The 17,632-nt window shown below is 65.6% G+C and carries 15 protein-coding genes and 1 pseudogene; 12 read left to right on the top strand and 4 right to left on the bottom strand.

Annotated features, from left to right (window positions below; all coding sequences use genetic code 11):
• Position 1: 1 nt before the first annotated feature.
• Complete coding sequence (locus AC1DGP_RS25300) at positions 2-1,834, bottom strand: gamma-glutamyltransferase family protein (protein ID WP_441507363.1); 1,833 nt, start codon at positions 1,832-1,834, stop codon at positions 2-4.
• 210 nt (positions 1,835-2,044) lie between these two features.
• Here AC1DGP_RS25300 and AC1DGP_RS25295 point away from each other — a divergent pair, with 210 nt between their 5' ends.
• The gene (locus AC1DGP_RS25295; protein ID WP_441507362.1) at positions 2,045-2,758 is read left to right on the top strand and encodes a GntR family transcriptional regulator; all 714 of its coding nucleotides are present in this window, start codon (positions 2,045-2,047) and stop codon (positions 2,756-2,758) included.
• Positions 2,759-2,782: 24 nt separating this feature from the next.
• Entirely contained in the window at positions 2,783-3,199 is a 417-nt protein-coding gene (locus tag AC1DGP_RS25290) for a nuclear transport factor 2 family protein (RefSeq protein ID WP_441507361.1), read from the top strand.
• A gap of 72 nt (positions 3,200-3,271) precedes the next feature.
• Here AC1DGP_RS25290 and AC1DGP_RS25285 read toward each other — a convergent pair whose 3' ends face one another.
• The gene (locus AC1DGP_RS25285) at positions 3,272-3,973 is read right to left on the bottom strand and encodes a L,D-transpeptidase (protein ID WP_441507360.1); all 702 of its coding nucleotides are present in this window, start codon (positions 3,971-3,973) and stop codon (positions 3,272-3,274) included.
• A gap of 241 nt (positions 3,974-4,214) precedes the next feature.
• On the opposite strand from AC1DGP_RS25285, the gene AC1DGP_RS25280 reads away from it, so the two are divergent.
• From AC1DGP_RS25280 to AC1DGP_RS25265, 4 genes are read left to right on the top strand one after another with little or no spacing between them, the layout of a single operon-like run.
• Complete coding sequence (locus AC1DGP_RS25280) at positions 4,215-5,267, top strand: ABC transporter substrate-binding protein (RefSeq protein ID WP_441507359.1); 1,053 nt, start codon at positions 4,215-4,217, stop codon at positions 5,265-5,267.
• Positions 5,268-5,287: 20 nt separating this feature from the next.
• Complete coding sequence (locus AC1DGP_RS25275) at positions 5,288-6,307, top strand: FecCD family ABC transporter permease (protein WP_441507358.1); 1,020 nt, start codon at positions 5,288-5,290, stop codon at positions 6,305-6,307.
• Positions 6,300-7,151 (top strand): ABC transporter ATP-binding protein, encoded by an 852-nt coding sequence (locus AC1DGP_RS25270; RefSeq protein WP_476832639.1) that lies wholly within the window; start codon positions 6,300-6,302, stop codon positions 7,149-7,151. The genes AC1DGP_RS25275 and AC1DGP_RS25270 overlap by 8 nt, the downstream gene beginning before the upstream one ends.
• The gene (locus AC1DGP_RS25265) at positions 7,141-7,947 is read left to right on the top strand and encodes a substrate-binding domain-containing protein (RefSeq protein ID WP_441507356.1); all 807 of its coding nucleotides are present in this window, start codon (positions 7,141-7,143) and stop codon (positions 7,945-7,947) included. The genes AC1DGP_RS25270 and AC1DGP_RS25265 overlap by 11 nt, the downstream gene beginning before the upstream one ends.
• 615 nt (positions 7,948-8,562) lie before the next feature.
• Here the strand turns inward: AC1DGP_RS25265 and AC1DGP_RS25260 are convergent.
• Positions 8,563-9,111 (bottom strand): GNAT family N-acetyltransferase, encoded by a 549-nt coding sequence (locus AC1DGP_RS25260; protein WP_441507355.1) that lies wholly within the window; start codon positions 9,109-9,111, stop codon positions 8,563-8,565.
• A gap of 430 nt (positions 9,112-9,541) precedes the next feature.
• Here AC1DGP_RS25260 and AC1DGP_RS25255 point away from each other — a divergent pair, with 430 nt between their 5' ends.
• The 6 genes and pseudogenes from AC1DGP_RS25255 to ltaE all read left to right on the top strand — a co-directional run bounded on the left by AC1DGP_RS25255 (position 9,542) and on the right by ltaE (position 16,393).
• Positions 9,542-10,216, top strand: a complete 675-nt coding sequence (locus tag AC1DGP_RS25255) for an NAD(P)H-binding protein (RefSeq protein WP_441507354.1) — start codon at positions 9,542-9,544, stop codon at positions 10,214-10,216.
• 66 nt (positions 10,217-10,282) lie between these two features.
• Positions 10,283-10,975 (top strand): alpha/beta hydrolase, encoded by a 693-nt coding sequence (locus tag AC1DGP_RS25250; protein ID WP_441507353.1) that lies wholly within the window; start codon positions 10,283-10,285, stop codon positions 10,973-10,975.
• Positions 10,976-11,456: 481 nt separating this feature from the next.
• Complete coding sequence (locus AC1DGP_RS25245) at positions 11,457-12,689, top strand: HlyD family secretion protein (RefSeq protein WP_441507352.1); 1,233 nt, start codon at positions 11,457-11,459, stop codon at positions 12,687-12,689.
• A gap of 517 nt (positions 12,690-13,206) precedes the next feature.
• Positions 13,207-14,859: an arylsulfatase gene (locus tag AC1DGP_RS25240; RefSeq protein ID WP_441507351.1), complete on the top strand. Its 1,653-nt coding sequence runs from the start codon at positions 13,207-13,209 to the stop codon at positions 14,857-14,859.
• A 177-nt stretch (positions 14,860-15,036) separates the two neighbouring features.
• Positions 15,037-15,187, top strand: a pseudogene (locus tag AC1DGP_RS25235) (L-serine ammonia-lyase); the annotation flags it as partial.
• 159 nt (positions 15,188-15,346) lie between these two features.
• Complete coding sequence (gene ltaE, locus AC1DGP_RS25230) at positions 15,347-16,393, top strand: low-specificity L-threonine aldolase (protein ID WP_441507350.1); 1,047 nt, start codon at positions 15,347-15,349, stop codon at positions 16,391-16,393.
• A gap of 523 nt (positions 16,394-16,916) precedes the next feature.
• On the opposite strand, the gene AC1DGP_RS25225 is transcribed toward ltaE, so the two are convergent.
• The gene (locus tag AC1DGP_RS25225) at positions 16,917-17,387 is read right to left on the bottom strand and encodes an NUDIX hydrolase (protein WP_441507349.1); all 471 of its coding nucleotides are present in this window, start codon (positions 17,385-17,387) and stop codon (positions 16,917-16,919) included.
• Between the last annotated feature and the right edge of the window lie 245 nt (positions 17,388-17,632).

Raw genomic sequence — 17,632 nt, 5'->3', positions numbered from 1 at the left:
ATCAGCGGGCGACCGCATAACCCTGGACGCCGCGCGGGTTGGCGCCGGCCTTCACCAGCTGCACATCGCCATCCATCTCGCGGGCGACCGCCGAGAGGCGTCCTTCGGACCAGGCGTCGCCGACGGTGATCTTGTGGCCCCGCGCCGCCAGATCGTCGCGGACCGCCTGCGGGAAGCGGTCTTCGAGCGTGACCGCGCCGAAGCTGATCTCGCGCGGCCAGAAGGAGCTCGCTAGATGGTCGGTATGGAAGGACGGGGCGTCGATCGCTTCCTGCAGGTTCATGCCCTTGTGGAGATGGCGCAGCAGCATGATCAGCTGCCATTGATCCTGCTGGTCGCCGCCCGGCGTGCCGAAGGCCATGTAGGGCTGGCCGTCACGATAGACGGTCGACGGCGTCAGCGTCGTGCGCGGCCGCTTCGACGGCGCGAGCGTGGAGTTCAGGCCCTCTTCGAGCCAGAACATCTGCGCGCGGGTCGTCAGGCTGAAGCCGAGACCGGGAATGACCGGGCTCGACTGGAACCAGCCGCCGGACGGCGTCGCCGACACCATATTGCCCCAGCGGTCGACGGCGCTGACCTGCACGGTGTCGCCGCGCTGGGCGCCTTCGCGGGTCAGTGCCGGTTCGCCCTGCCTGTCATTCGGCAATTTGGCTTCGCGGGCGACCGTCGGCTCGCCGCCGCCAAGGCCGGGCTGTGCAATGGTGCCAACCGTGCGCAGCGGCGGCAGATTGGGATTGCGCCCCTCAGGGGTGCCGGGGAGGACGTCCATCGACGCCTTACCCGTGATCAGCGCGCGGCGGATATCGGCATAGCCGGAGGAGAGCAGCGCCTTGATCGGTACATCGGAGCTGTCGCCGTACCAGGAATCGCGGTCGGCCATCGCGAGCTTGGCCGTCTCGACGACGAGATGCACGAAATCGGCGCTTGTCGGATCGAGATCGGCGATATCCGTGCCCTTGAGGATCTGCAGCATCTGCAGCAGGACCGGTCCCTGCGACCACGGCCCACATTTGAAGACCTCGCAGTCGCCATAGGTCACGGAGACCGGCTTTTCGATCTGCGGCTGATAGTCAGCCATGTCCTGGGCGGTGATCAGGCCCTTGTGGCGGCGGCCCGAGACGTCCCAGACCTCTTGCGTGGCGCAGAATTCCTCGATCCGCTCGGCGACCGGGCCGCGATACCAGAAGTCGAGCGCCGCATTGATGCGTGCCTCGCGATTCCCGGCCGATTTCGCGTGGTCGAGGATCTGCTGGTAGAGCGCCGCGATCTGCGGATTGCGGAAGAGCTTGCCGGACTGAGGGGCCACGCCGCCCGGCAGGTAAATCTCCGCGGAGCTCGGCCAATGGGTCTCGAAGAGCTCGCGCATCGAGGCGATCGTCCGGGCGATGCGTGGCACCAGCGGGTGGCCGGTCCTGGCGTAATAGATCGCGGGCGCCAGCACGTCTTCGAGCTCGGCCGTGCCGTAGTCGCGCAGCAGCGTCAGCCAGGCGCCGAATGCGCCGGGAATGCAGGCGGCGAGCAGGCCGGTGCCCGGAATGATATCGAGGCCGAGATCCTTGAAATGCTTGATGGTCGCCTTCGCAGGGGACGGCCCCTGCCCGCAGATGACGATCGGCTGATCGGCTCCGGCCGGGGTCACGATGATCGGCACCTCGCCGGCGGGGCCGTTGAGATGGGGCTCGACGATCTGCAGGACGAAACCGGTGGCGACCGCGGCGTCAAAGGCGGTGTGGCCCCTTTCCAGGATGGACATGCCGACGGTCGAGGCAAGCCAATGCGTCGAGGAAACGGCTCCGAATGTGCCCCTGAGTTCCGGTCGCGTCGTAAAAGTCATGGCAATTCCTCATTTCCAGCCATCCGCGACCGCCTTGAGGAAGGCTGTCGACAAGGCCGGAGATCCACGCGGGGATGTTAGACAAGCCTCAGGATTTTGTGCCGCTGCTCATGCGGGAGCGGCTCGTTTTGTATATTTTTTGTCTACATTGCAATAGGATTGTGTACTCATCGGGATCGGCCGAGATGGTCAACTCAGGGGATGGCGAGCTTGGGAATTGAAGATCGCGCGATGCTGGACGTGCCGGCCGCCACCAAGAAAAGTCGCAGTGATTTCATCGCCGAACAGCTCGAAGAGGCTGTGATCAACGGCGAATTTCCGGCGGGCTCCCGGCTCGATGAAGCCTCCATCGCCCTGCAGTTCGGCGTCTCCCGCACGCCCGTCCGGGAAGCACTGCATATCCTGTGCGGCCGCGGGCTGGCCGAGCGCGAGCCCTATAAGGGCGTGGTCGTGACGCAGATTTCCACGGAGCGCATCGACGAGATGTTCGAGGCGATGGCCGAGCTCGAGGCGACCTGCGGCCGGCTCTCCTCACACCGGATGACGATGCGGGAGCGGGCCGAACTCGAAAGCCTGCACCGCCAGATGAATGCGCTGGCCGACGATGGCGACCTCGATGGCTACACCGAGCTCAACACGCAGTTTCACAGCCTGCTCTTCCAGGGCAGCCATAACAGCGACCTGATCGCGGTTGCCCAGACGCTACGGCTGAAGCTCGCGCCCTTCCGCAAATTCCAGCTCAAGGACAAGGGACGCATCAAGCGCTCCTGCCGCGAGCATCAGCAGATCGTCGACGCGATCCTGGATCAGGACGCCAAGACTGCGGAAAACGCGCTGCGCCGCCATCTCGTCTCGGCGGCCCAGGAAGTCCTGATCAAACGGCAGCGTCAGGAAGACGAGGCCGTCGCCAAGAATGCGCTCTGACGCGCTCTGAAAGGTACGTTCCAAATGACTGATAGCATTGAGAAAGAGGCGATCTGTGCGGTGATCGCCACGATGCAGGCGGCCTGGAACCGCGGCGATTTCGCGGGCTATATGGCTGGCTTCGCCAATCCCGATGTGATCTTCGTCTCGCGCGGCCGCATCCAGAAGGACTGGCAGGGAACGCTCGACCATTACATCGCCGATTATGGCGGCGGGCCGGGTTCGCAGGGCGAGCTCGCCTTTTCGAACATCCGCATCGAGATGCTGGGGCCCGATGCCGCCCAGTTGATCAGCGACTACAAGCTGGTGCGCGCGGCGGGTAACCAGACCGGCGTCAACACCCGCCTGATGCGCAAGCGCGACAATGGATGGGTCATCGCCCTCAACCACGTCTCGCAGATCGAAAGCAACACGCAGGCGGGAAAGGCCCCTGGGAACTAACCCGGATGCGGCCGACCGTCGGAGCCGAGCACGGGTCGCGGCGTGAACAGCGCCGCGCCGCCCAGCCGAGTGTCACGCAGCCAGTACGGTAACAGGCGTTCCGGGGGCGACGCGTGCGTAGAGATGCACGATATCCTGATTGATCATCCGGATGCAGCCCGACGAGACGTTGGTGCCAACACTGTAGGGCTCCAGAGTGCCGTGAATTCGGTAGCCAAGATCCCGACCTTCCCCGAAAAGATACAGGGTACGCGCGCCCAGCGGACTATTGGGGCCACCGCGCACGCCAAGGCCCCTCGGCGTCTTCTCGAGCTGGGCCTTGATGGCTGGCTCACGCTCAATCATTTCGCGGGGCGGAACCCAATCGGGCCAGTCCCGCTTCATGTTGACCCGCGCCAAGCCGGACCAGGCGAAGCCCTCACGTCCAACACCGACGCCGTAGCGGGTCGCAACGCGGGGCGTTTCGACGAAATAGAGATGGTAAGAGGCCGGATCGGCGATGATCGAGCCCGGGGCCTCCTCTCGCGTAAGCTCGACGGTCTGGCGCAGATAGGCCGGATCAACCTTTCGATAATCCACCGTCCGGACCGCAAACCGCTCACCTGGATAATCCGTATAGACTTCGGCGTAGTTCGGCCGCGCCAATGTACGCGTCGGGCTCGCTCTGGCTGGGGAAACAGCCGGCAGGCCGACGCTGCTTCTCGTGCCGCATCCCGCGAGCCCGGCAGCGGCAAAGGTCAAGGCAGACATGGTAAAGCAACGGCGGGTCGGCATGGATGTCTCTCAGGCAAGGCTTTGGAGAAACATGGACTTAGATCGTTAGGGCGACGTTAAGCCGACTCAGGAGGGCGAAGCCGCTGTGGAGCGAGGAGGCGGAAGCTGAAGAACCAAGCCTCCAGCCAGCTTGCCGCCCAAGGCATCGCACGCTATTCCCGGTTGAATACAGCGCCTCGATGCCGATCCGGCATCCCGGCATTGCACGTCCGACGCTTCATCGGCTTGCGGGAGGATAGTCATGAGATCGCGCGTCCCGGCTCTTCTCCTCGCCTTGTTGCTTGCGCCGCTGATGGCGACGTCCGGCCATGCCGAGCGGATCGTCACGGACCAGCTAGGGCGGACGGTGACGCTGCCCGACACTGTCTCGCGGGCCGTCGTGCTCCAGCACCAGACGCTCAATCTCGTCGTCCAGATGAACGCGACCGGCAAGCTCGCCGGCATCCTCGACCAGTGGAAGCAGCAGCTCGGCGCGAACTATGTCCGCCTTGCTCCCGAGCTCGCAAAATTGCCGATGCCGGGCGGCCTGACCAAGCTCAATATCGAGGCCCTGCTGCAGCTGAAGCCCGACGCGGTCTTCGTCACCAACTACGCGCCGGCGGAGATGATCGGCCAGATCGAGAAGGCCGGCATTCCCGTCATCGCGATCTCGCTGCTGAGCGCACCGCCGGGCGAGGCGACCAAGGTCAGCCCCGTCGTCGCCGATGAGCAGGCGGCCTATGAGAGCGGTTTCGCCGAGGGCGTCAGGCTGGTCGGTACCGTGCTCGACCGCAAGGACGAGGCCGAGGCGCTGGTCGCCTATGCCCAGGCCAAGCGCAAGCTGGTCGCACAGCGGCTCGCTTCGGTCGCGCCGGGGCAGCGCGTCAGCGCCTATATGGCCAATCCCGACCTCAACACCTATGGCTCGGGCAAATATACCGGCATCATGATGAACCGTGCCGGCGCGGCCAATGTCGCCGCCGCCTTGCAGGGCTTCAAGCAGGTGACGATGGAGGATGTCCTGAAATGGAATCCCGCCGTCATCTTCGTGCAGGAGCGCTATCCTGAGGTGGTCGAGGAGATCCGGCGCGCCCCGGCCTGGCAGCCGATCGAGGCGGTCAAGGCGGGCCGCATCTACCTGATGCCGGAATATGCCAAGGCCTGGGGCTATCCCATGCCCGAGGCGATGGCGCTGGGCGAGCTCTGGATGGCCAAGAAGCTCTATCCCGACCGCTTCGCCGATATCGACATGCAGGCCGAGGCGGACGCCTATTACAGGCGCTTCTACCGCACCGGCTACGATTCTTTCCATTGACGGCGGGGGCCGACCGCCGCGTGGCGCGCACAAGACGTCGCGCCGCCCCCGGCCTTGTTCTGGCGCTTCTTGCAGGCGCGCTCGTGCTCGTCCTGCTGGTCTCGCTCGGCATCGGCCGCTACGGCATTTCACCGGCCCGTGTCGGGCAGATCCTGCTCGCATTCGACGGCACGGATGCGATCGAGCGCCATGTCGTGCTGACGGTCAGGCTGCCGCGCGTCCTGACCGCGCTTGCGGCCGGGGCGGGGCTGGCCCTGTGCGGGGCGGCGCTGCAAGGGGTGTTCCGCAACCCGCTGGTCGGCCCGCATATCATCGGCGTCTCGACCGGGGCGGCCTTCGGCGGCACGCTCGCGATCCTGCTGAGCGGGCCGCGCGGGCTCCTGCTGCTGCTCGCCTTTCTCTTCGGCATGCTGGCCCTGCTGATGGTCTACGCGCTGAACGCGCTGGTGGCGCGGCGCAACATGCTGGTCCTGGTGCTGGCGGGCGTCGTCGTCAGCGGCTTCTTCGGCGCCCTGGTGAGCCTGGTGCAATATCTCGCCGACGCCGAGGAGAAGCTGCCGCGCATCGTGTTCTGGCTGCTCGGCTCCTTCGCCACCGCCGATTACGACAAGCTCGCGCTGATGCTGGGGCTGCTTGCGCCGGGCGCCGTCCTGCTCCTGCTGCTGCGCTGGCGCATCAACATCCTGTCGCTGGGCGAGGAGGAGGCACGGGCGCTCGGCGTCCGGACCGAGCCGACGCGCTGGCTCGTGCTGACGCTGATCGGGCTGATCGTCTCGGCCCAGGTCGCGGTCAGCGGCGTGATCGGCTGGATCGGCCTCGTCATCCCGCATCTGGCGCGGATGCTGGTCGGCCCCGACCATCGCGCCCTCATGCCGGCGGCGATGCTTGCCGGCGGTCTGTTCATGGTGCTGGTCGACGATGTCGCGCGCAGCTTGAGCCAGAGCGAGATCCCGCTCGGCATCCTGACGGCGCTGATCGGCGCGCCTGTCTTCGCCCTCGTCTTCCTGCGCGCCACCGGCTCGGAGCGCGGCCATGGCTGAACCCCGCATCCGGGCCGAGCAGGCCGGCCATTCCTATGACGGCCGGCGCTGGCAGTTCCGCGCGCTCGACCTGACGGTTTCTGCGGGCGAGATCGTCGCGGTGCTCGGCCCCAACGGGCGCGGAAAATCCACGCTGCTGCGCGCCATCGCCGGGCTGATCGCGCCCAATGCCGGCCGCATCGCGGTCGGGGACGCCGTCGGCTTCGTGCCGCAGGCCTTCATGCCGGCCTTTTCCTACAGCGCGTTCGAGATCGTGCTGATGGGGCGAACGCGGCATGCCCCGCTGCTGCGGGCACCCGGCCGACGCGACCGCGAGATCGCGGCCGCCTGCCTCGCCGAACTCGGCATCGCGGCGCTGGCGGAACGCGCCTTCACGTCGCTCTCCGGCGGTGAGCGGCAGCTCGTCCTGATCGCCCAGGCGCTCGCCGGCGAAACACCGATCCTGCTGCTCGACGAGCCCGCCGCCGCGCTCGACCTGCACCATCAGGACGAGGTCATGGCGCTGATCCGCACCATCTGCGACGACCGGCAGCTCGCAGTGCTGTTCACGACGCATCATCCCGACCACGCCCTCGCCATCGCCGACCGGGTGCTGCTGATKGGCGACGACGAACGGCATCTGATCGGCCCCACGGCCGAGACGATGACGGAGGCCCATCTCGCGGAACTCTACAAGGTGCCGGTGCGCCTTCTGCGCTTTACAGCCGAGGGCCGGGAACTGACTGCCTTCGCCCCGGTTTTCCGCAGTCAGGTCTTGCGCAGCCGGGTCTTGTGCGACCAGGTCTTGCGCGACCAAGTCTTGCACGGCGGCAAGCCGGTTCCGGGAGACCGCCATGCCAAGTGAGGTCGCCGCCGCCGATCCCGTCAGGCTCTATGCCGCGGGCAGCCTGCGCCGCGCTTTCGGGGAGATTCTGCCGCTGTTCGAGCAGGCCCACGCGATCCGTGTGGAGGCGCTCTTCGGCCCGGCCGGACTGCTGCGCCAGCGCATCGAAGCCGGCGCGGCGCCCGATGTCTTCGCGTCCGCCAATCTGGACCATCCCCGCCGATTGTTCGAAGCTGGCCTGTTCGACGAGCCGATCTGCTTTGCCCGCAATCCGTTCTGTGCGGTCGTCCGCCGTAATTTCGGCATCCAATCCGCCGGGCTGATCGACGCCATGCTCAATCCGGCGCTCATGCTCGCGACCTCGACGCCGGGCGCCGACCCATCGGGCGATTATGCCGAGATGGTCTTCGCGCGGATCGACCGGCTGCGGCCGGGCGCCGGCGCGCTGCTTGCCGCCAAGGCTCGCCGGCTGCTCGGCGGCGGCTTTGCGTCAGAGGTTCCGGCGGGGCGCGCGCCGGCCGCATGGCTGATCGAGACGGGACAGGCCGATATCGTCCTCGGCTACCAATCCGGCACATGGGGGCTTGATCCCTCCGGCCCCTGCGCGCCCGTCGATCTGCCCCAGGGCTGCGCGGTGACGGCGTCCTATGGTCTGGCCGTCGCGCGCGGGACCGGGCAGCGCGGGTATGGGCTTGCTGCCTTCCTGACAGGCGGTGAGGCCGGGGCGCTGCTCTATCGCAATGGCTTCATCGCCCCCAACCACGTTTCGCAGAGCCAGACCATCCATACCGGTGCGAAGGCACCGGCTCGCGAGTGAAAGGATGAGCCGGAGCATGTCTCACGGCACCACCCTGCCCTGTCGCCATTGATACGCCGCGGCGCCCGCGACAGGTCGCGGTCAGGGTCGGGCAAGGGCCAGCCTCGCACGAGCGGAAAGCGTTTTTTCACGCGCTGAAAGCCGGCCCCTATCAGACCCAATGGCAGCGGCGGATGCGCCTGCCAAAGCTGTCGCGATGCACACGGCAGAGCTGGCGCCGATGGCGGCGGTGATGTCTGCGATGCTGCGGCGGGCGGTGATGCCGGCGATCCCAATCCGAACCACGCTGTTGGGCCCAATCCAATGGCGTTCCGTCCGGAAGCGTCAGATCAGACAGATCTGCGTTTGGCGCCTCGGGCGCCTGGAGCCGTGGGGCGGCCTGCGCGCCCTGGGGCCGCAAAGCGAGGGCCAGGCCAAGACTCATGCCCAGAAATCCGGTGAGGAATGCCCGGCGTTCCGCCTCCTGATGCGAGCCAGTGGCCTCACACAGTGCCATTGAGCTCGAGGCGGCCTGATCTGCCGCCTCCTCGGGAACGCGTGGGGAACACGTGGCCGCCCGATTTGTTCGGCACTGAGGCTCACGAAGACGATGCGGTCAAACCATAAGAGCCTTGTTCACGTTGATGGCGCAGCGATCTCAACCGTGCTCATGGCGTGTCGGTATGTGTCCAGTTGCAGCGTCATGTCCACGCGGTCCATGCCCGGCGCAAAGCCGTCCGGTACGCGGGTGGTTTCGACGAAGCTATAATGCGCGAAGAACCCGCAACTATACTGGGTGGTCTCGATGATCACCGTCTCGAACACCGGTTCCGCGGCGATCTGCGCCAAGCGTTCGCTCAGCAGGCGCTCGCCCAGCCGTCGACCGTGCAGGTCGCCCCGCACCATGCCCCAGCATAGGAAGGCGACCGAGGGGTCTTCGCCCCCGCCGGCATAGCCGCCGCAGCCCAGCGCCTCGCCGTCCATCGACTCCAGCATGAAATAGGGCCCCGGCATGTCGTCGAGAAAGGTGAGGAAATCGGGCCTCTCGGCCGCTGCGAAGTAGCGGGGCACATTGCTCTCGAACAGCGCCAGCCCGAGTTCACGGTCCTCCATCCGCCACGGGCGCAGGCGCAACCTGGCGCCCGGTGCGTTCGGGTTCAATTGGGCGTGACGGATCCTGGACATGAGCAAACCTCAACCGTGAAGACAGGCCTCGCCGCGCACTGACACCCGTGGACGGCGAAATCGTACAGGGCCAGTCGATAATGGCGCGTGTTTGTCGGCCGCATCGCTCAACTCATCCTGCCCCACAGCTATTGCTGGCCTCCCGAAAACGGGGCCCCGAGAATCGCGCATCCGGCCGGCCGAGGGATTGATGGTGGCGATGATGCCGGTGTCGCCGATCTCGGCAGACAGGAGCGACCGAGGTGGCGTAGCGTGGTCCGCCTCTGCCAGGGTCGAACGCCCCCCAGGCTCGAAACCCCGCCCGCCGCCCCCCTCGTTGACCGGCGCTCGGAATAATGGCCATGGTCGCCGTGAGCTAGGAGCCCCTGCCCATGTCTTCCCTGCCCAAGCCTTGCCTGCCCAAGTCTTCCGTGACCAGGCCTTCCCCGCCATGACCCAGCACGTCCTCCTCGCCGGCAGCACCGGACTGGTCGGCAGCCTTGTCCGGGCCCGGCTCGCCGCACGTCCCGACATCGATCTCGTCAGCCTCGTGCGCCGTGGAGCGTCCGCGTCCGGGCATGAGGTCGATTTCGAGCAGCTCTACGAAACGCCCGAGGCGTTCCTGAAGCCACTTGCGCCCGACGGCATCGACGTCGCGATATCCTGTCTCGGCACGACCATCCGCACGGCGGGGTCGCAGCCGGCCATGTTCCGCGTCGACCATGATTATGTGCTCGCCGTCGCCCGGGCTGCGCGAGCGCTTGGGGCCCGGCAGTTCATCCTGGTGACCGCCGTGGGCGCCGGCGGCCCCGGCTTCTACCTGCAGACCAAGGGCGCCATCGAGCGGGCGGTCACCGATCTCGGCTTTGCGCGGGTCGACCTGATCCGGCCCGGTTTCCTTCTCGGCGGGCGCGCGGAGCGGCGCGTCTGGGAGGCGATCGGCCAGCGCATCTTCGCGGCGCTCACCCCGATCATGCTCGGCCCGCTGTCCCGCTACGGGGCCATCCCTGCGGAAACGGTGGCGGACGCGATCGTCACGCTCATCGGCAATGCCGCGCCCGGCCGGCACCTGCACGAGAACGCCGAGATGCGTCGGCTTTCCCAGGCGACGCGAGTCAGCGGATAGAGGCGGGCCACGCCGCCCCGTGAACGCCATCCGGGTCGCCCCGCGGCAGTGTCAGCATCTGCCGCAATGTCGGAGATGGCTGCCAGGCTGACACGCCATCGTCATGCCTGTGGGATCTCTGCCGATCCACTCCACAGGTCGAAGCCCGCTGACCCCATGCAATTCAGTTTCGTTGAGCCCAGCGATCCATCGGCGCCGCCACTGATCCTGCTCCACGGCTCCGGGGGCAACGAAACGGACATGCTTCCCGTCGCGGCAGCTGCAGCTCCGAGCGCGGCTGCATTCTCGCTGCGCGGGGCGGTCGCATGGGAGGGCGGCCATGCATTCTTCAGGCGCCTGCCCGATCGAAGCATCGACGAAGACAGCATCCGGGCCGAAGCGCCGGCTCTCGGAGCCTTCATGGCAGAGATCGTCGCAAGGCATCCTGGCCGGAGCAAACCGATCCTGGTCGGGTTCTCTAACGGCGCGATCATGACTGCCGCCCTGGTGATGCTCTTTCCCGATCTGGTCAGGGGAGCCGCGCTGCTGCGCCCGCTTTCGCCGTTCGCGACGCCAGGGGAAACACGATTGCCGGCCACGCCGGTGCTCGTCGTCGATGCGACCCATGATGCTCGCAGGCGGGCGGAAGACGGTATCGAGATGGCGGCGCAACTGCGTCGCGCAGGGGCGATTGTCGATCACCAGAGCCTGAATTCCAGCCACGCCCTGACCGGTGATGATCTCGCACTGCTGCGCGGCTGGTTGGCGAAGGTCGTTTGACGTCCGCTAAGGGGCCGAAAGTCCCCGTTGGCCTCCGTGGCCGGAGACGCCGGCCGATCGGCTCCAGACACTGCCCCCTTGAGGTCCTGGCCAAGACCCTGTCCGGTTCGAGCGCAGAAACCGCCGGCACTGGCTGCCCGCTAGCGCCCTCCCCAGCCGACCTGATTACCAAGAACTGGCGCACGCTCGTTCGCGCCGGAGAGAAGATCCGTTCCGACGAGGACGGGCGCCGCTCGGAGATCGACGCGGCAGTGCTGGCCGGCTGCTTGCAAGCGCGAAACGTCTGGAGTGAGTGATTGCTGACGCTGTCGAGAAGCACTAGCCTCTTGCGACGTCGTCCAGCGTTCGTGGAAATGAAGTGCCAGCAGTCACCATCACCGCGGCGATGGCCCACCGGTTGAGCCACTTCGTCGGTTGAATCCCTCGTAGACGCACGCCGATCGCGCGTCGAAGCGCGACGCCGAGCAGAAGGAGCCCTCCCATGCTTGAGCTCTTGTTCTGCTCGCTTCTGACGATCCTGCCCGACTACCTGTTTCGCCGCTACGGTCAGGGCCGTCGGATCGGCAAGGAGATCACGCTCTTCTCGGTCTGGTTCGAACTGCGCTGGGGCATCACGGCTTGCGCGATGCTGACCGTCGGGTTGATCACGGTGGTCTTCTACAATCATCCCTCGACCACGAACGCGACCCTGTTCTTCAGGGCCGTGCCGATCATGCCGGAGAACAGGGGAAAGGTCGCCGAGGTCTTTGTCGGGCTCAGTGGCAGGGTCGAAAAGGGCGCGCCGATCTTCCGTCTCGACAGCAGCGCGCAGGAAGCGGCAGCCGAGACCGCCCGCCGCAGGATTGCCGAGACCGAGGCAGCGCTTGTTGTCGCCCGGTCCGACCTCGCCTCGAGTGAATCCAAGATCCAGGAGGCGAGGAGCGACCTCCAGCAGGCACAGGACGAACTGCGGACCAAGCAGGAATTGATGCGACGGAACGCGAATGTCGTCGCGCAGCGTGAGATCGAGAGGCTGGAGGTCCGCGTCGCCGGGCGAGAAGCCGCTGTGAACTCGGCAGCCGCGGCGCGCGATACCGCGCAGATCCGGATCTCGACGCAGCTTCCGGCAGAGAGGGATAGTGCCCAGGCGGACCTGGCTTTGGCCCAGATCGATATCGACAAGACGGTGATCCGGGCCGGCTTCACCGGCCGTGTCGAACAATTTGCGCTTCGTGCCGGCGATCTCGTCAACCCGAACATGCGCGCGGGCGGCGTCCTGATCCCCGAGGAGGCCGGGCGCTCCTCCCTGCAGGCCGGCTTCTCCCAGATCGAGGCGCAGATCATGAAGGTCGGCATGGTTGCCGAGGCCACCTGCGTCTCAAAGCCCTGGGTCATCATTCCGATGGTGGTGACCGGGCTGCAGGATTTTATCGCAGCTGGGCAGTTTCGCGGCGGCGAGCAGCTGATCGATGTTCAGCAAATTGCCAAGCCCGGCACGATCCTGACATTTCTCGAGCCGCTCTATCCCGATGGGCTCGACGGCGTGACGCCGGGCAGCAGCTGTATCGTCAATGCCTATTCGAGCAACCATGATCGCATCGAGGCGAAGGACACCGGCTCAGTCAAAAGGGTCGCTCTGCATGCGGTCGACGCGGTCGGGCTCGTTCATGCCATGATCCTGAGGATCCAGGCGCTGCTGCTACCGATTCAGACACTGGTTTTCTCCGGACACTGATCCGGCAGCGCAAACCGCCGATCGGCGCCCTTACGGTTTCCGTCGAGCGGACATCAGAAACTCTCCGCGCCCGACAGGTGGAAACGCCGCGGCGCTGCATGGATCCGGTTTCCGCGCGTGAGGGCCGCTGAGTGATACTCGCGCCTGTACCTGTTGGGCGCGCATTGGAGCTCTACCCGAAAGCTGACATTCCTGATCGTGGGGGTGACTGCTGCTCCCGACCCAACAGAGACGTTTGCGGCGAGGCCGGTGACGGACGAAGTTTGGCTAGGCCCGACCCTCAGAATGTCCCTTCCTGGGGCATCGAAGCGCCAATGGATCCGTTCGCTACTGCCCCAAGGTACAGTAGCACGCAGCCCTGCTATCCCGGTAAATCGGCGCGGCCGCCATTTTGAATAAATTCTTAAGGTGCCCGCGGAGGCCCATGGGCACGAGGTGCGGCCACAAGCATCATCCTGGAGGGTCGGACATGAAGATTGGTCGACGCGAATGGCTTGGTCTCTCTGCGAGTATCGCCATGCTGACCGGGGCGAGTCTCCCTGCGATAGCGCAGCAACCTCAGCCCCAGCAGCAACAGCGGCCTAACATACTCGTGATCATGGGCGACGACGTAGGCTGGTTCAATGTCGGGGCCTACCACCGGGGTATCATGTCCGGGAAGACGCCCAACCTCGACAGGCTGGCGGCGCAGGGAATGATGTTCACGGATTACTATGCCGAAGCCAGTTGTACCGCCGGCAGGGCAAGTTTCATCACCGGCGAAATCCCCTTGCGCACGGGTTTGACCACCGTTGGACAAGCGGGTGCGGATGTCGGCATGCCGGCCCAGGCAGCGACGATCGCCAGCGCTCTGAAAACTCAGGGATATGCCACCGGCCAGTTCGGAAAGAACCATCTGGGCGACCTGAACAAGTTCCTGCCGACATTGCACGGCTTCGACGAGTTCTTCGGCTACCTCTACCACCTCGACGCGATGTCCGATCCGTTCTGGTATTCGTTCCCGGACGAGCAGTCCTATCGCGACAAGGTCGGCCCCCGCAACTTGGTGCATACCTTTGCCACAACCGTGGACGACGCGACCGAGATGCCGCGCTGGGGCAAGGTCGGCAAGCAGAGGATCGTGGACGAGGGACCTCTGGCGCCCTACCCCAACATGGCCAACGTGCCAAACATGCACGACATCACGCCGAAGGCTAAATACGACATGACGACCTTCGACGAAATACTGGTCAAGTCGTCATGTGACTTCATGGACAAGGCCAAGGCTGACAAGAAGCCGTACTTTGTCTGGCACAACACGACGCGCATGCATGTCTGGACCTTCCTGTCGCCGAAATATCAGTCGCTGATGAACAGCAATACCAATTACGGCCTTGAAGAGGCGGGCATGGCGCAGCTCGATGACGGCGTCGGCGCCCTTTTGAAATGCGTGGAGGATTCAGGCCAGGCGGACAACACGATCGTCATCTTCACCACCGACAACGGTGCCGAAGTCTTCACTTGGCCCGATGGCGGGATGACCCCGTTCAAGGGGACCAAGGGAACGGTCATGGAAGGCGGCTTCCGGGCGCCCGCGATCATTCGCTGGCCGGGCAAGGTCAAGTCTGGCACGGTCGAAAACGGGATCTTTTCGGCGCTGGACTGGTTCCCGACGCTCCTGGCTGCGGCCGGCAATAGCGACATCACCGGCCAGCTCCTGAAGGGCGTGGCGTTGGGCGAGAGGACCTACAAGAACCATCTCGACGGCTACAACCAGATCGATCTGCTCCAAGGCAACGGTCCGTCCGCACGGCATGAGTTCTTCTATTTCGGCGGTCCGCAACTCGGCGCCGTTCGGATCGACAACTTCAAGTACCAGTTCTTCCAGCAGCCGCAGGGTTGGCCCGGCGCGAAGGTCACCACCGACATGCCGACCATGGTCAATATCCGCCAGGACCCGTTCGAACGAACCCCGTCGATCGGCGGGCAGAGCCTCAATGACCTGGGTGGCGGCTATATGAACGACTTCTACGCCCGGGAGTTCTGGCGGTTCGTCTCCGTTCAGGACGAAGTCGCCAAACTGGCTCGTACTGCGATTGACTACCCACCGATGCAGGACCCGGCCTCGTTCAATCTGGAAGCCGTAAAACGGCAAATCGATCAGGCGATCAAGAACAAGCCCGGGAACTAAAGCATCGGCCCGAAAGTGGATTGCGGTTTTCGGGGCAAAGCCGACGCAAAGACAAAGGGTTAGATCATCGGACCCGATACGATATCCGGTCCGATGATCCAAGGAAACGCGAAGCAAGTGGCGGGCAGCTCCGAGCGAGCCGCCCGTCTTTTTTGCGGTCGCGGCCGGTAGCCACCGGTGCTGGGCGGATCGCCCGCGCAGATCGGGGATGCCGTGGAGATTGCCCTCGAACATCATCTCGGCCTGGAGATTTGCATCGAAGCCATGCGGCAGACGGGCGAAGCCATGATCGCGCTTCAAGCAGACCAGCCTCGGCGGCCTGGAGTGAACCGGCCGAAGGGCCGAGCCTGATGCCGCGTCAAGTGCTTATCGTGAGGTGCCGGAGGTCCAAGGCAGGGCTGGCTCCAACGAAGGGCTTGCGTCATTTTCCATGCAGTAGCCGGTGCGCCCTCGCGGGGCACGTTCACGCTCAACCAGGATCTGATCGATGCTAGTGGATGACTTCCGTTCGGATACGGTCACACGCCCCGATGAGCGGATGCGGGCTGCCATGGCTACGGCCGAGGTTGGCGACGCCGTCTATGACGACTGCCCGACCACCAGTCGCCTGGAAGCGATGGTCGCCGAGCGATTGGGAAAGGAAGCCGCCCTTTTCTTCCCCACCGGCACGCAAGCGAACCTCGCCGGGCTGATGGCCCATTGCGGCCGCGGCGATGAATATCTCGTTGGCCAGATGGCTCACACCTATCGGCTCGAGGGCGGCGGCGCCGCAGTCCTCGGCTCGATCCAGCCGCAGCCCTTGCCCAACGAGGCTGATGGGACGATCGCGCTGGACGCCATTGCGAACGCGATCAAGCCGGACGACTTTCACTTCGCGGTCACGCGGCTGCTGGCGCTGGAAAACACCTTCAACGGCCTGGTCCTGCCCGACGCCTACCTGCAGGCCGCAACGCACCTCGCCCGCTCGCGCGGGCTTGCGACGCATCTGGACGGCGCCCGACTGATGAATGCCGCGGCGGCGAGCGGTCGGGACGCGGCCTGGATCGCAGCGCAGTTCGACACCCTGTCCCTGTGTCTCTCCAAAGGGCTGGGCGCGCCGGTCGGCTCCGTCCTCGTCGGCCCCAGAGACTTCATCGAAAAGTCCCGCCGGATCAGGAAAATGCTGGGCGGCGGCATGCGTCAGACCGGCGTGCTCGCCGCGGCCGCGATCTACGCCCTGGAGCACAATGTCACGCGGCTTACTGACGATCATCGGCGCGCCGCAGCTCTTGCGACCGTGCTGGCGCGTTTTCCCGAGCTTGGCGCGGGACCGTCACGCACGAACATGGTGTTCATGACCCCCAAGGGACTCGACACCAGCGCTTTCGTCGCCTTTCTGCGCGGTCGCGGCATCGCCGTCGGCGGGCGCTACGGAACGCTGCGTTGGGTGACCCATCTCGATGTGGATGACGCGTCCGTCGCGCGGGTTGCCGAGGCCTGCGAGGTCTTCTTCGACAGGCAAAGCGCGCCTGCCGGCTTGAGAGCTCAGGCCTGAGGGTCAGGCGCCGGTCGCAGGATTGCGGGCGGCGTCAAGCTGACCTGCCACGCAGGGTCGCGATCGACGCTGTCGTCAGCGAACGAGACGAGCCGCATTCCAGGACCATTCGCCCAAAAAGAGACCCGCCATGGCGGCGGGTCCAGATTGGGAGGGTGTGCGACCTTACCGTGAGCGCCTGCCGGTCCGTCTGTGACCGAAGTCACAGAGCCGGCGATTGCCGGGTTGCTTGACCTGCTCGATGCTGATGCGGACGGGTTGCACTTCCTTGCCATGCCGGTGAAGCAGATGCTGCGCATCATCCCTTATGACGCGCCGCTGGGTGTTTGGGTTGGGGCTCTGATCTGCTCTTGCGTGTACTTTCGCGAAGCGGCTGCGCTTTACGTTCTGGCCCTGCGAGAACGGACTTCAAGCTGGATTGGAAGCGACGGCCAAGGTCAGAGCCACCGCGGACGAGACCCCGGCGAGATAGTGGGTGCATGCTCGCGATCCAGGCAAGGCCGGTGCGAAAGGGACAGCCGGCCTAGCTCTTGTTGGCCAGCCTGTCCTCGAGGCGGTCGAGCAACTCGCCCTGAGCGGCCAGGATGCGCAACCGCGCCTCGGGAAGGGGAAACCAGGCCGCCCGGTCGATTTCGGGGAAGCGCTGGATCAGGCCACTGCCGCGCGGCCACTCGATCTCGACAAGGCTGCTGCAACGAACATCCCCCGGTGTCAGGTCGCCCCGCAGCGCGAAGGCCTCGACCACCTTCCCCGCCCTTTGCCGAATGCGCCCAAGCGGCACGAGGGCGCCTGTCGGCGGGATTCCGAGTTCCTCCTCGAATTCGCGCTGCGCCGTTTCGGCCGGGCTCTCGCCCTGCCCCAGCTCGCCTTTCGGTATCGACCACGCCCCATTATCCTTGTGCCGCCAGAACGGCCCGCCGGGATGGACGAGAAGGACTTCGACCTCCGCGCCCGTGAGGCGATACATCAGAATGCCGGCGCTTTGGGAGGACATGAGCCGCGACACCAAAGAAGGTCAGTCGGCGGCCACATTCGTGTTCTGTCAAGGACGGGCGACGCACCCCGTCGACATTCCGATCCACAGAAGGCGCCGGCGCAGAGGCCGGGGCGGCGCCAGCCATCCTTGGCCCGGTCAAGGACAGCCCCGGGCCTCACCCCTGCGCTTGTGTCGCCGAAACCGGATCGGACGTGCGCAGCGCCGCCGGACTTGACCAGAATCAATGCGCGAATACCGCAACT

This window comes from Allobosea sp. 05T433 (assembly GCF_056396065.1).
The sequence above is the reverse complement of the archived record's forward strand: the minus strand, read 5'-3'. Positions and strand labels throughout refer to the sequence as shown.